This window comes from Microbacterium oxydans (assembly GCF_000956525.1).
Taxonomy (GTDB): Bacteria; Actinomycetota; Actinomycetes; order Actinomycetales; family Microbacteriaceae; genus Microbacterium; species Microbacterium oxydans_A.
In genome coordinates this window covers 856,758-869,625 of record NZ_JYIW01000026.1, presented here as the reverse complement: position 1 = coordinate 869,625, position 12,868 = coordinate 856,758, and the positions used below count along the sequence as shown (strand labels likewise).

Annotated in this window: 12 protein-coding genes; 7 read left to right on the top strand and 5 right to left on the bottom strand. The window is 64.1% G+C overall.

Annotated elements, in window-relative coordinates; genetic code table 11:
• Positions 1–79: 79 nt before the first annotated feature.
• The 4 genes from RS83_RS16820 (at position 80) to RS83_RS16805 (ending at position 3,965) form a co-directional block, all read left to right on the top strand.
• Entirely contained in the window at positions 80–1,720 is a 1,641-nt protein-coding gene (locus tag RS83_RS16820) for a DHA2 family efflux MFS transporter permease subunit (protein WP_045280591.1), read from the top strand.
• Positions 1,721–1,735: 15 nt separating this feature from the next.
• Positions 1,736–2,320: an NADPH-dependent FMN reductase gene (locus RS83_RS16815; RefSeq protein ID WP_197072164.1), complete on the top strand. Its 585-nt coding sequence runs from the start codon at positions 1,736–1,738 to the stop codon at positions 2,318–2,320.
• Positions 2,321–2,583: 263 nt separating this feature from the next.
• Positions 2,584–3,204, top strand: a complete 621-nt coding sequence (locus tag RS83_RS16810) for a hypothetical protein (RefSeq protein ID WP_156153242.1) — start codon at positions 2,584–2,586, stop codon at positions 3,202–3,204.
• Positions 3,205–3,638: 434 nt separating this feature from the next.
• Positions 3,639–3,965, top strand: coding sequence for a hypothetical protein (locus tag RS83_RS16805; protein WP_156153241.1), 327 nt, complete (start codon positions 3,639–3,641; stop codon positions 3,963–3,965).
• Positions 3,966–4,088: 123 nt separating this feature from the next.
• Here RS83_RS16805 and RS83_RS16800 read toward each other — a convergent pair whose 3' ends face one another.
• A complete protein-coding gene (locus RS83_RS16800; RefSeq protein ID WP_052679154.1) occupies positions 4,089–6,203 on the bottom strand; it encodes a DEAD/DEAH box helicase in 2,115 nt (704 codons plus the stop codon).
• Positions 6,194–7,072: a DUF1837 domain-containing protein gene (locus tag RS83_RS16795; RefSeq protein WP_052679153.1), complete on the bottom strand. Its 879-nt coding sequence runs from the start codon at positions 7,070–7,072 to the stop codon at positions 6,194–6,196. Before RS83_RS16795 ends, RS83_RS16800 begins: the two co-directional genes overlap by 10 nt.
• Before the next feature lie 195 nt (positions 7,073–7,267).
• Between RS83_RS16795 and RS83_RS16790 the strand changes: the two genes are divergently transcribed.
• Complete coding sequence (locus RS83_RS16790) at positions 7,268–8,785, top strand: DUF4041 domain-containing protein (RefSeq protein ID WP_045280587.1); 1,518 nt, start codon at positions 7,268–7,270, stop codon at positions 8,783–8,785.
• A 172-nt stretch (positions 8,786–8,957) separates the two neighbouring features.
• Here the strand turns inward: RS83_RS16790 and RS83_RS16785 are convergent, their stop codons facing one another.
• Complete coding sequence (locus RS83_RS16785) at positions 8,958–9,566, bottom strand: HIRAN domain-containing protein (RefSeq protein WP_156153240.1); 609 nt, start codon at positions 9,564–9,566, stop codon at positions 8,958–8,960.
• Positions 9,567–10,055: 489 nt separating this feature from the next.
• On the opposite strand from RS83_RS16785, the gene RS83_RS16780 reads away from it, so the two are divergent.
• Positions 10,056–10,373: an ArsR/SmtB family transcription factor gene (locus tag RS83_RS16780; protein ID WP_045280585.1), complete on the top strand. Its 318-nt coding sequence runs from the start codon at positions 10,056–10,058 to the stop codon at positions 10,371–10,373.
• Between the two features lie 68 nt (positions 10,374–10,441).
• Positions 10,442–11,326: a low molecular weight phosphatase family protein gene (locus RS83_RS16775; RefSeq protein WP_231587802.1), complete on the top strand. Its 885-nt coding sequence runs from the start codon at positions 10,442–10,444 to the stop codon at positions 11,324–11,326.
• Here RS83_RS16775 and RS83_RS16770 read toward each other — a convergent pair.
• Both RS83_RS16770 and pstB read right to left on the bottom strand, forming a co-directional pair.
• Entirely contained in the window at positions 11,308–11,886 is a 579-nt protein-coding gene (locus tag RS83_RS16770; RefSeq protein WP_197072147.1) for a winged helix-turn-helix domain-containing protein, read from the bottom strand. The two genes, RS83_RS16775 and RS83_RS16770, sit on opposite strands and share 19 nt — an antisense overlap.
• Positions 11,887–11,990: 104 nt before the next feature.
• A complete protein-coding gene (pstB, locus tag RS83_RS16765; RefSeq protein WP_045280583.1) occupies positions 11,991–12,866 on the bottom strand; it encodes a phosphate ABC transporter ATP-binding protein PstB in 876 nt (291 codons plus the stop codon).
• Positions 12,867–12,868 lie beyond the last annotated feature (2 nt).

The window sequence follows — 12,868 nt, the reverse complement described above, 5'->3', positions numbered from 1 at the left end:
CGGGCCGCGCGCTCAGCGGCGCGCGGTCGATTCCGGGAAGAGCTACCCGAATCCAATTTAGCTAACTAAGCTAGCGATTGTGGAAAAGCAACTTCGCCTGCGGTGGGTCGGGCTGGTCTTCATCAGCATCGCCGTCTCCTTGATCATCGTCGACTCGACGATCGTCAACGTCGCCATCCCAGCGATCGTCGACGATCTCGGCATCACCTCGACCGAGGTGCAGTGGGTGCAGGAGGCGTACACGCTCGTCTTCGCCGCCCTCCTCCTGGTGTTCGGCAGCCTCGCCGACCGGTTCGGGCGGCGACGGGTCATGCTCATCGGTGTCGTCGTCTTCGCGGCAGCGTCGGTGCTCGCGGCGCTCGCGCCCGACGGCGGGATGCTGATCCTCGCCCGGCTCGTGCAGGGCGTCGGCGGTTCGATGATCCTGCCGACGACGCTGTCGATCATCAATGCGACGTTCCGTGGACGCGAGCGGGGAATCGCATTCGCCGTCTGGGGATCGACGATCGGCGGCATGGCCGCAGTCGGGCCGCTGCTCGGCGGCTGGCTGACGACGGCGTTCTCGTGGCGCTGGGCGTTCGGGATCAACATCCCGCTCGGCATCATCATCGTGATCGGCGTGCTGCTGACGGTCGCCGAGTCGCGCAGCGAACGCACCGCCAGGATCGACGTCGTCGGCGCCGTGCTCTCGGTCGTCGCGATGGGAAGCCTGGTGTTCGGGCTGATCGAAGGACGCACCTACGGCTGGTGGCTCGTCGATGAGCGGCCGCAACTCGGCGACTGGACCTGGCCGCTCGACCTGTCGCCGATCCCGTTCGCCTTCCTGCTCGCCATCGCATCGCTCATCGCGTTCATCGTGTGGGGCGTGCACCGGGAACGAGCCGGCAAGTCGACGTTGCTCGCCCTCCGGTTGTTCTCCATCCCGTCGTTCCGCAACGGCAACATCGCAGCGGCCGTCGTGTCGTTGGGCGAGTTCGGCATCATCCTGGCCCTCCCGCTGTGGCTGCAGTTCGTGCTGGGATTCGATGCATTGCACACCGGGTTCCTGCTGCTCGCGCTCGCCGGAGGATCGTTCGTCGCGAGTGGCGTGGCCGGTGCGTCCAGCGGCAAGCTCGCGCCCGTGTGGGTCGTGCGAGTCGGGCTGATCGCCGAGATCATCGGCGTCGCCGGGGTCGGATTCGTCATCGGGCCGGATGCGTCGTGGGTGCCGCTGCTCCCGTTCCTGTTCGTGTACGGGCTCGGGGTGGGGCTGGCGACAGCGCAGCTCACCGGCGTGGTGCTCGCCGACGTACCGGTCGCTGAGAGCGGCGCTGCCTCCGGCACCCAGTCCACGTCGCGCCAGCTCGGTGCGGCGCTCGGCGTCGCGATCCTCGGCACCGTGCTGTTCAGCAGCACCGCCGGTCTGCTCGGCTCCGCCCTCGATGATCGAGGGCTCCCCGCTGCGCAGCGCGACCAGATCGTCTCGGCTGTGGTCGACAGCGCCGGCGGGGCGATCGCCGGGCTCGAGGCGAACCCCGAGACGGCGGCGATCGCGGGCGACGCGAAGCAGGCGTTCTCGGACGGCACTCGGTACGCCGCCTGGACGGCGGCTGGCTTCCTCGCGCTCGGCCTGCTCTCGACCATCAGCCTCGGTGCCGGGTCGGGACGGACGCGTGATGCCGTTGATCGACGCGAGCGGGCGGGGGAGGATGGCCCCACAGCAAGCAGCTCGCCGAGTTGAACAATCCAGGGAGAGATCATGACATTCAAGGTCGGGTACTTCGTCGGAAGCCTGTCGTCGACGTCGATCAACCGTGTGCTCGCTCATGGCCTGATCAGCGTCTCGCCGGACGACCTGGAGTTCTTCGAGATCCCCATCCGCGATCTGCCGCTGTACAGTCAGGACTTCGATGCGGACTATCCGCGGGAGGCGCTCGCGCTGAAGTCGGCCATCGCCGGCGCGGATGCCGTCCTGTTCGTCACGCCGGAGTACAACCGCTCGATTCCCGGCGGACTGAAGAACGCGATCGACTGGGCCTCTCGGCCGTGGGGACAGAACTCGTTCGACCACATCCCCGCGGCTGTGATCGGAGCATCCGTCGGGGCGATCGGGACCGCACTCGCGCAGCAGAGCCTCCGGGGTGTGCTCAGCTTCTGCAACGCCCGCCAGATGACGGCACCTGAGGCGTACATCCAATTCAACCCGGATGACTTCGACGAGGACGGCGGCGTCTCGAATCCGAGGACCGCGGAGTTCTTGCGAAGCTTCATGGGCGAGTTCCGTGACCACATCCAGCGTGTCCTGACCGTGCTCCCACGGGGCGCGGGCGCTGCCTCCTGAGCGGTCGGGCCGCGCACCATCCTCACCGGGCTCGTCCCGCGAATCCGCTGCTCCATCACGTGCTGCTGGGGGCTTCGAAGTCAGCGCCATCGGACACCGTTCGGCACGCGCATGGGGAGAGGTGCCCATCGTGGACGCGGGGATGCCGCTTGTAGCCTGGAGGAGCTGTGCACCTCCCGCCAGCTCGAATCGATCGGAGCTCCATGCACCGCGTCCGGCCCGCGACTCGAAATCGACGACCCCTCCGCGAGATCGGAGCTGCGTTGGCTGTGCTCGTCGCGCTGCCGATCGGCCTGGTCGGCTGTCGCCCTGAGATCCCCCAGCCGCAGCCGTATCCTTCGATCGAGTGGGAGTCGGGCTCGGCTCCTTCCGGCGGCTTGGAGGATGACCCGTGGGTGCAGGCGACACGGGCATCGCTCGAAGCCCAGGCGGTCGCACAGAACCAGAACGACTTCAACCTGCCGGAGCTGATCCGGACCACGGGTCTCGCTGTACGGAGCGATGGCGTGGCGCACGCCCGTTCGCAGCTCAAGAACGGTCACCGCACGGTGACCGTCGCCGGTCCCATGCCGTTCGCCCCCATCGAGGTGATCGCTGATGCAGCCGATCCCGCGCACGCGAGGGTGCAGGCGTGCGTCGGGGCGTCGCTCGCGCTCGAGGCCTCGGACCAGTCGTCCGGCGCGTTCGGGATCGAGTACCGCCTGGAGCGCATCCCGGAAGGCCTGATCCGTGTCGTCGGATCCACCGGTCTCTCGGACCTCGAGTGCGACGGTGTGGAGTTCGCGCTCGCGCGCTTCGATCCTCAGCCGGTCCCGTCGACGCTGACCGATGCGCGGGACGTACCGTTCGCCGAGCGCGACGATCTGGATCGCCAAGCGGATTGACCCGGATGCGAAAAGCCTCGCCCGATCGGGCGAGGCTTTTCGTGGATGTGTGTGGGTTGTACGCGGAAGGTGTTTTGACCCGTGATTCCGGGGTTGTACGGCCGCAATTACGAGACCAATCCTCTGCAACCTCCCTCGTAATCCTCTATCTCTCGCAACGTCGTCATCTTCAGCGCGCACATACAGGGATCTCAACAGTCGCTGGCTTCCGTACGGGTCCCTCGCGTCGCTGCCCAAGTCGTCGGATCGTAGGATGACTGCTCTAGGTTGAGGAGATGGCAAGAACCAGATCGTCGCGCCGAACTCGGGCCTGGGTGATCTCCTGGGGTCGTGGCGGTGCGCGGGCTTCTCAGAACGAGCCCGGTACGCCTCAGGGGGAACCGCTCGCTGTGCTTCCATCGCGCGCGTCTACGGAGCGAGTTGAGGGAGCGCTGGTGGCACTCTTTCAGATGGTCAGCGGTGCGGACGCAGACCTCCTGGTGGGTCACCTTCGCAGGACTCCTGCACACTCGGTCGAGTGGGACGCCGACCGTAACGTTGCGAAGATCGGTCACGACGTCGAGATATGCGCGTACCGCACGGAGATCCACTTCGATGGCACGCGTCCAGCACTTGCTTCGAGTGATGGGCGAGGTCTCCTTACCTACGAACCGGTGAAGTGGGTCACACAGCGTGAGCGCCGTGACCGACTGAACGCCGAGATGAAGGCGGGCACCTACGAGTGGGTCGGCATCTTCGAAGAAGTTCACGAAGAGTCTTAGGGAACGACGAGGGCCGACCCCACCTTGCAGGAAGAGAGACGCCGGGTCAGCGTATGCCAGGACTCTTGGTAACCCTCAAACCTCGGAGGGAACGAAGCGGTCTTGAGGATGCTCCGAGCCGAGTCAGATCGTACGGATGGTGTCGACGATCATCTCGCGCTCGAATGGCCCCATGGTTCGTGGCACCTGTCGTACCTCGCGCAGACGATCCAAGACCTCGTCGAGGCTCTCGGCCGAGTCGAGCCCCAATTGATCCTTGATCTTCATCGTTGTGGAGGTGGGCAAGCCATACTCCTCGAGCATCACGACGAAGGGCGGCATGAACATGTTTTCGAGCTGCGCCACGAATGCGAGCGGGTTCGACACCTTCGTGGCAGGCCCCCAAACGTCCTGTCCGAGTGAGGTCGCGGTCATCAAGGCACGAGGGATCTTGAACTGCATCCAGTTCCGGGCGAAGTCGAGCGTGTCTTCGATGGCCTCGTCGGCTGACTTGCCGTTCCGCTCCATCTCTTGCCGCGCGAGCGCCGCGACGTCTCCTCCCTGGTGGCGGAGCATGTTGATCCTGGCGCTGAGCTGCTTCCCGCTCCTTACGACGTTACCGGTACCTGTGAGCTGGACGAGGACGTCCCCCATGCGTTTCACCTCTTCTACGCCTGGGACGCCAGTTCGCCATGACAGCGCGGGTTGCCACCGCTGCCGGTTGTCGCGCAGCGCGGCGCCCACCTCCATCTGCTTTGCCACTGGAACGCCCTTGTTGCGTCTTAGGGTGGACAGGCTCACAGCAGAGGTGCGTTCGATCTCGCGGAGCCGTTCCAGCGCGCCGTCGGAGAGGCTCGACTCCGAGAGCTGGAGAAGGACGGCGTCGTCCAGTCGAGTGGACTGGCTCAGGGCTGGGATGTCTACAGCCGTGCCGTCGTCGGCTGGCGGCTCGTTGAACACGATTACTCTGCCAACGAAGTGCTTGGACATTCGACCTGACCGGCCGCTGATGTTATTGAAGGTGAACCTGTCGTACTTTGACGTCGAAACGGTCGGATCAACGATGACAATGTTGCGGGCTGAGGTGTTCACGCCTTCGATGAGCGTACTGGTCACGATGAGGTAGGGAAGTCGCCCCTCCTCGAATAGCCGCACCATGTGATGCCCCAGCGCACGAGGGAGTTTTCCGTGATGGATCCCGATGCCTTGTCTCAGAGCCTTGGCGAGGGTCCATTCTTCGTGGAACGCTTCGCCGATCCAGTCTGCTGCCGTTTCTAGGTTATGCCCGCCGCCGACCCCGCGCGCGAGCAACCACTCGGCGACCTCGCGGGTTCTCTTCGGGCTACGGCAGAAGATTAGGGTGCCGCCGTCGAGCTCTTGGCAGATCTCCGGCACCGCTTCCGTCAGGTCTTCCGTTTCGATGCGGCGAACGTCGGTGGCCACGGTGGTGAAGTCCGTGTGATGCACGAACGTCGTGTCTAGCCGGGCTTCAGCGAGCTTGCTGATGCTCGCGACACTTGGCCCGAGCAAGTAGAACTGCGCGCCAGTGCCGAGGAGTGTATCGAGGGCGATGTTGAGGACAGCGGAACGTTCGACATCTCCATGAGAAGGATCGAGCTTGTAAAACTCGTCGACGACAAAGAACTCGATTTGTGGCAGCGCATCGAGCTCGATGAATCGCTCCTGCGTCATGACGAACAAGTTCCGTTCGCCGAGCTTCTGCGAGCCGTGAGTGATGACCTTGAAGTCTCCGGGGAGTCGAGTGAGGCGCCGTCGGCACTCATCCATGAGGGCGAGAGTCGGAACGATGATGACAGCGTTGGTGAACGACTTCTCAGCGAGGTAGGCGTCGATGATGAGGCTCTTACCGAATGACGTCGGTGCCGAGAGCACGACGTTCTCGCCCGCGCGCAGGTGCTCGTAGACCTTCGCCTGCTCCGCGTGGAACACGAGATCTCGCCCCATATCAGCATCTGGACGATGAGCCGCGTAGGCAAGACGGTCGCCGAGAGGCATGTCGAGGACATCCTGGACATAGGGGAACAAGCCGTGCTCGCGAAGCAGAGACTCCATGAGAGGTGAGAGACCCCCCGGAATCGCCGTCCTCTGACCCAGAGCCCAGAAGATCGCGTCGCGTGCAGCGTCCCGATTACCAAAGCTCGTCTCTCTGCCAAGAGCGCCGAGTACCTCGAAGGCGTTATCGTCCGAGAGGAGACCTTTCTTCAGCAGTGTGCGAGCCTGCCTGAAGGTCATTTCCATGGCGCGAGTTCCTTCTCCAGAGCTTGCAGGAGCCCGGCCTTGTCGGCGAGCGGTAGAAAGAAGACGCGCACGCTGACCGGAAGATCGTCCCCGAACGCTGAAGTGACCTTGTCATGGAGGGCGTCGAGTTCATCTCTGATCTCATCGAAGAACTCAGGGCAGTCCTTCGAGTGTGCATTGGTGACCTTGCTGTCATACGTGATGAACACGGGGATAACCAGCCTGTCAAACACCTCGTCGAGAGAGGTGTTTGGATGCATGAGCTTGCGCAGGTCTTCGGCGTGAGGATGGGAGGCCGAGATCTTCTGCGAGACGATAGCGAACTCAGTGTGCAGGTAGTCCGCCTCGAGATGGGTATCGAAGTCGGCGATCACCCGGTCGATGGCTCTCTTGGCGCTCCGGTAGAACTTGGCCTCGCCGAGCCACAGCTCGAGGTTGCCGTCGACCGTGTGGACGCAATGGACGCTGTCGAAGCCCTTATACGTGTCGTTGTCGGCTGTCTTGAAGTAGATCTTGTTGAGAACGGTGCTGCTGCCGTACAGCTGCCGACAGATCGCATGAAGGAGGATCTCGCCGGGCAGCCCACGGTCGTTGCCGTTTCCGAAGGTGGCCCTGATCGCACGCTTCATCGTTGCGCGGGCTCGGCCAGGAGCAAGATACTCGCGTTCCTCCGGCCGAAGTGCGAAGTCCAGAACCCAGTCCATGATGTGATTAGCCAGCGCACTCGCACGCCAGGTGCTCAACTCAAATCCTGCGTGGAGACCAATCATTCTCGGCGTGGGGTCTTCGACGTCGTGAATGACCTTCAAGAACGGTTCAGGGATGTCGCCGTCGGCCGGTCCGCAAGTGCACGAGTTCTGAGTCCCCATCGGGCTGAATCTATCGGCGCGCATAGAACTGAGGGCATCAAAGGAGTCCGACCGGCCCGAACGACGCGGATTCGTTATATTCCGGAATATGTCTGTACGCGTCGTCCATGTCCCGAGCCTCCAATGTGCAGAAGGTCGCTGGGCACGGGAGCAGCGAGTCTCGGGCCAGCGTGATCTGTGCGCTAGCTTGAGCAAATGACTAGCAAGACGGTACAGGCCGGATGGCATCCGGATCCCTCTGGGCAGTTCGAGCAGAGGTACTGGGACGGTGCGGTATGGACGGAGCACGTCTTCGCCGGCGGTGCGCAGACCATCGCCCCGTTGGCCCGCAGTCGCGCAGAAGCTCGCGCAATCGCTTCACCGTCGGCGGGCACTTTGACCCCGGTGGAGCACGCTCCCGTCGTTGAGCAGGTATCTGACACGGTTGCTCCGGCGGCTGGAGGACAGAACGCGTTGGTCCTCGAGAACATCCCACTGGTCGGCGCACGCAAGCACGCTGAGAAGCTGCGCTCCGAGGTCGCGCGACTCCAAGGCCTCATCGACCAGTACGGGCTGCAGGAGGTCGCCGCCCTCGACGAGCTGAAGCGCCACCTCAACCAGGAAGTCGATGGCGTTCGCGGACAGGTCGCAGCCGCCTCGGCGGAGCTCGCATCCCGTCAGGCGGACATCGCGTCTACGCAAGCCTCGCTCCTGGACCTGCGCGGAGCCGTCGAGGTCCAGGAGCTCGGTCTCTACGACTACGAGCATCCCGCCGAGGACTCGGTCGCTCTCGCCACGCAGCTCGAAGCACTGCGCGCAGATATCAAGACCGCCGTCCGCGCCGGCCGGGCCACGCAGGCGACGAGCAACTTCACCTTCAACAACAGCACGGCCAAGGGTGCCAAGTTCGTTCGAGACATGTCGAAGCTCATGCTCCGCTCCTACAACGCCGAAGCAGAGAACTGCGTCAAGGCGGTCCGCGCCGGGAACCTGGCCACCGCTCAGAAGCGCCTCACCACGGCGCAGGAGCAGATCGCTCGTCTCGGCACGATGATCGACCTGAGCATCACGTCGTACTTCCACCAGCTTCGTCTCCGCGAGCTTGAACTCGCCAACCGGCATCTCCGTGCCGTTCAAGAGGAGAAAGAAGCAGACCGCGCGCACCGCGAAGAGCTTCGGGAGCAGCGCAAGGCGGAGAAGGAACTCGCCGCAGAGAAGGCGCGCCTCGAGAAGGAACGCGGGCACTACGCGAACACCATCGCCGCCCTAGAAGCCAACGGTGACCTCGAAGGTGCGGAGCGCATGCGAGCGCGCCTCGCCGATGTCGAACACGCCATCGAGAACGTCGACTACCGTGCAGCCAACATCCGCGCCGGCTACGTGTACGTCATCAGCAACGTCGGCTCGTTCGGGCCCGACGTTGTGAAGATCGGCCTCACCCGGCGTCTCGAACCGATGGACCGCGTCAACGAACTCGGCGATGCGTCCGTGCCCTTCCGGTTCGACGTTCACGCGCTGTTCTTCGCTGATGATGCGGTCAGCATCGAAGCGATGCTGCACCAGCACTTCGCGGACCGACGCATCAATCAGATCAACTTGCGCCGCGAGTACTTCCGCACCACACCAACTGAGGTGCGCGAGGTGTTGAAGGCGCACTCCGTCGAGCTGCTCGACTTCAAGCTGGAGCCCGCCGCGGAGGAGTACATGGCGACCCGTGCGCTGCAGGGCAACTAGTCGCCCGCGACCGCCAGGGCGAGGGCTATGCCGTATCTCCGGAGTCAACCGCCGGGAACGACGCGGAAGTTGGCCCAGCGGCCCCGCTGCTCGCGGGTAGCAAGGCCGGCCTCGATGAGCTGACGCAGTGCAATCCCGAGATGAATAGTTCTCCCAGACCACCGGCGAGTGCCTATGGTCGCAATCTCCCCACGAGGTGCGTGAGAACCCGCTGCTCCGCCGCAATCACTTTCGGGGGACGGGCGGAGATGGCATACGTCGACATCTCCTGGCCGTTGTCGAGGATCTTCGCCAACGAGCGGGCAGCGCCCTTGTTCCAGTACCCACAACGAATCCCATCTTGATAGATCGCGACCGCGTTCGCGTCGAACTCGTTATCCGGCTCTCGAACCAGGCGTGCCGGGCCGATACGAAGGGTGCCAGGTGCGTGCTCGTCACCACGGACGCGCACGCTCCAGATCCCCATACGTCTCAGCACCCGGGACCCAGCGTTCACTAGCCGCCCGGTTGACGTCTCCGCCAGCCACCATTCGCCTCGGAACTCCACCACGTGAAGGTTGGGCAAACCTCGGTCGTCCAGGTGCACGAGCTCCTCGGCCTCATCCGCTGATAGATACGGCGAGACGTAGCCGTCGGGAGGCCCTCCGGCCGTATAGGCAGAGACCGTGATTCCCGACGCGGTCTCGCGCCGCGACGCGAGAACCGGCTTGACGGGGGTTCCGGCGCGGCCCGGGCTCACCGCCGGTGGTCGTCGCCGCCCGATCCAGTCGAGTAGACCCATGGTTGGAGACTAGCCGAGCGTGATGCTCGTCAGTACGACGCGTATCGGTCACGGTCGTCGGCATGCTCCAGGCCCGTGCAGCATGCCGAGCCTCACGTAGGAGGTCGTCGAGCTGGCCGCGGGCATCCACGCTGTTTCTGACGTGCTCGAAGGGACCGATCAGATGCAGGCCGCAGTAAGAACAGTCGAAGTTGCTCCAAGACAGGGCGATGAGATCCGGCCCGGGCCCCGCACCGATTCGGTAATGATTCATTCGCGGGCCGAGGAGACAAGACCATGCCGGCGGAGTTGCACCTGATTGGATGGAGTGAGACCGCTCTGCCGACCACCGTCAGTGGCCACGGTCCGCTGCCTCGTGAATCTGTTTGAGGCGGGGGCCTCCAGCCTGACCGGGCGTTCGATCTTCAGAGTTGTGCTGTGCCTTCACGCGGTTCCGCAGAATCTACGCAATCTCGGGGGCTGACGGTCCTGGTTACGTAGACTGAAACGGTGTCGACTCAGCGCGCATCTAAGCCTCCGGTTGGAGGGGCGCTCAATCGTGGTGCTGCCGAAGAACTGGCCCGGACGTTGAGGGCGGTCGCCGATCCGACGCGGTTGCAGATCTTGAGCATCATTCTGGGATCGGCTGACGAGCGGGCGACCGTGGGCCAACTAGCGGAGGCGTTGGGGTTGCGTCAGCCGACAGTGACCCATCACGTCCGCATTCTGTTGGACGACGGGTTCCTGGCACGCGAGCAGGACGGCAAGCTCGGCTGGCTCTCCGTGCACCCGACGCGCCGTAGCGCCGTCGAGGACTTCCTCCGATGAATGAGGGGTCGCCGCACCGAGTGGGGAGCCCCCTCGGGGAGCAGGCTGCCCGGGAACGGGCCGGTCAAGTGTCAGTCCTCGGCAACCCCGATACGCTCCGCGTTCTCAGTGCCCTTGCCTCCGGGATCAAAGCCCCGGAGATCGCGGCTGTCCTGAACGCCGATCTATCGGTCGTAGAGCAGGCGGTTCACTCGCTGGAGCTCGTTGATCTCATCCGTAGCGATGGCGATGTCTGGGTGCCGACAGCCGATGCCTGGGTCCGGTTCGGGAGATTGCTGGCGAGTGAGTCGATTGAGCCGACGACCCCCGAGGCTTCCGTCACGGCTCTGCCGCGCGCTGTGTCCACCATCGTTGACGACCTCTCGTACCGATTCAGCTCGACGTTCAGCCGCGAGACAGTGGCGGGTTATGTCGCTCAGAGTTACCTCCTCCTGAGCCAGCGGACGCGAGTGCGCGAGCACCTGTTGACTATGACCGCCCGGTACGCGGCCGACCGCCTGGATGCGCTGGCAACGAGTCAGGGTTTGGTTCTGCGTGATACTCCTGAGGTCCTGTTTGTGTGCGTGCAGAATGCGGGGAGGTCGCAGATGGCTGGAGCCCTACTCCGCCACCTGTCTGGCGGCCGTGTGCACGTGCGCACGGCTGGATCCTCACCGGCGGAGGGCGCACACCCTCGTGTTGCCGCGGCACTCGAAGAAGTGGGCGTGGAGCTCTGGGGCGAGTTCCCGAAACCGCTGACCGACGAAGTGGTGCGTGCCGCCGACTACGTCATCACGATGGGGTGTGGGGATGCGTGCCCCGTCTTCCCCGGGCGCCGTTACATGGAGTGGGATCTACCAGATCCGTTGGAACTCGATGACGACGGTCTTCGTGGCGTTCGAGACGACATTCGCGCCCGGGTGCTTCAGCTCCTGGTCGAGCTCAAAGTGGAGCCTCAGGACGCGAGCCGGTAGCCGGCCACTCGCACCGTCTCGATGAGGGCTTGTGCGGGGGCGAAAGTCGCCAACCGGGCCCGCAGTTTTGTCATGGCGACGCGAACAGAAGCGTGCGGATCCTCCAGGTCAGAGCCGAACGCAAGGGCGAGTGTGTCAATGCTCACGCTCTCCGGGTACGCGCGCATGATCTGATGCAGGAGTTCGAATTCGCGCGGGGGAAGCAACAGCGCATGCTTCTGCCAACGGAGGCTGCGGTGCGTGATGTCGAGGGTCAGTTCCCCGAATCGGAGGGTGCGGTCCAGCGGGCCTGTCCGTGGGTGCAAGCGGGCCAATTCACGCAATCGGTCGGGGGTGATGGGGAGGCGGATGGTGCCACGCATTCCTGCCCGCATCGCGGCTTCAATCATCGACGTCTCCGTGTCTTCGCTCACCCCGAAGAAGATCGGCCCTCCGCACACCGGCTCGGCGATCTGCACGATGGCCGCCAGCCGCTCAACCGACTCCCCGCCGGCGAGGACTAGCGACGCCTCGTAGTCGTGGGCCAAGTCTGCCAGCGCATCGACGATCTCAGCGTGCACCGCTATCGGGACGCCTGCATGTCTGAACTCAGCGAAGCTCCCACGAAGGATCTCCGAACTGCGCCCGTGCAGAACGAACCGCGGATCAGCACTAGACAGGGAGGTCATCCGAATCGTCCGCTGATGTAGTCCTCCGTGCGCTGGTCCTGCGGCTGCTCGAAGATGTTCTTGGTGAGGTCGTATTCCACCAGGACTCCGGTGCGATCTCCGGTGGTCTCGTCGGCCAGAGCGGTGAAGAACGCGGTGCGGTCAGCGACTCGAGCCGCCTGCTGCATGTTGTGGGTGACGATGATGATTGTGTAGTCCTGGCGCAGCTCGTGCATGAGGTCTTCGATCCGCGAGGTGGCGATGGGGTCGAGAGCCGAGCACGGCTCGTCCATGAGAATCACGTCGGGCTGCACCGCGATAGTGCGCGCGATGCACAGACGCTGCTGCTGTCCACCGGAGAGTCCGAACGCCGACTGCTTCAGCTTGTCTTTCACTTCGCCCCAGAGTGCTGAGCGTGTCAGCGCCTCCTCGACGAGGTCATCCATGTTGTCGACCTTCATCCCTGTGACGCGAGGGCCATAGGCGATGTTGTCGTAGATCGACTTCGGGAACGGGTTCGGCTTCTGGAAGACCATCCCGATGCGTCGTCGGACCTCGATGGGGTCGACGCCCTTCGCGTAGATGTCTTCCTCTTGGAAGATGACGTTTCCTTCGACGCGTGCGCCGTCGACGAGGTCGTTCATGCGGTTCAGGGAGCGCAGGAGCGTGGATTTGCCGCAACCGGAGGGGCCGATGAGCGCGGTGATCTCGTTGCGTCCGAAGTCGAGGTTGACGCCGGTGACGGCCCGGAAGTCGCCGTAATACACGTTGACGTCTTCGCAACGGATGAGTCCGCTGGGGGTTTCGGCAACTCGCCGTGAGTTTGCGGCCTGGAAGTGGGTGTGTGCCGCAGGTGCGACGCTGTCCTTCGAGGTGCTCGTGGAGGTGCTCATGG

Coding starts and splice junctions, on each gene's coding strand:
- RS83_RS16800 (WP_052679154.1), bottom strand. CDS start 6,203: ATGGAAATGACCTTCAGGCAGGCTCGCACACTGCTGAAGAAAGGTCTC.
- RS83_RS16795 (WP_052679153.1), bottom strand. CDS start 7,072: ATGGGGACTCAGAACTCGTGCACTTGCGGACCGGCCGACGGCGACATC.
- RS83_RS16790 (WP_045280587.1), top strand. CDS start 7,268: ATGACTAGCAAGACGGTACAGGCCGGATGGCATCCGGATCCCTCTGGG.
- RS83_RS16785 (WP_156153240.1), bottom strand. CDS start 9,566: ATGGGTCTACTCGACTGGATCGGGCGGCGACGACCACCGGCGGTGAGC.
- pstB (WP_045280583.1), bottom strand. CDS start 12,866: ATGAGCACCTCCACGAGCACCTCGAAGGACAGCGTCGCACCTGCGGCA.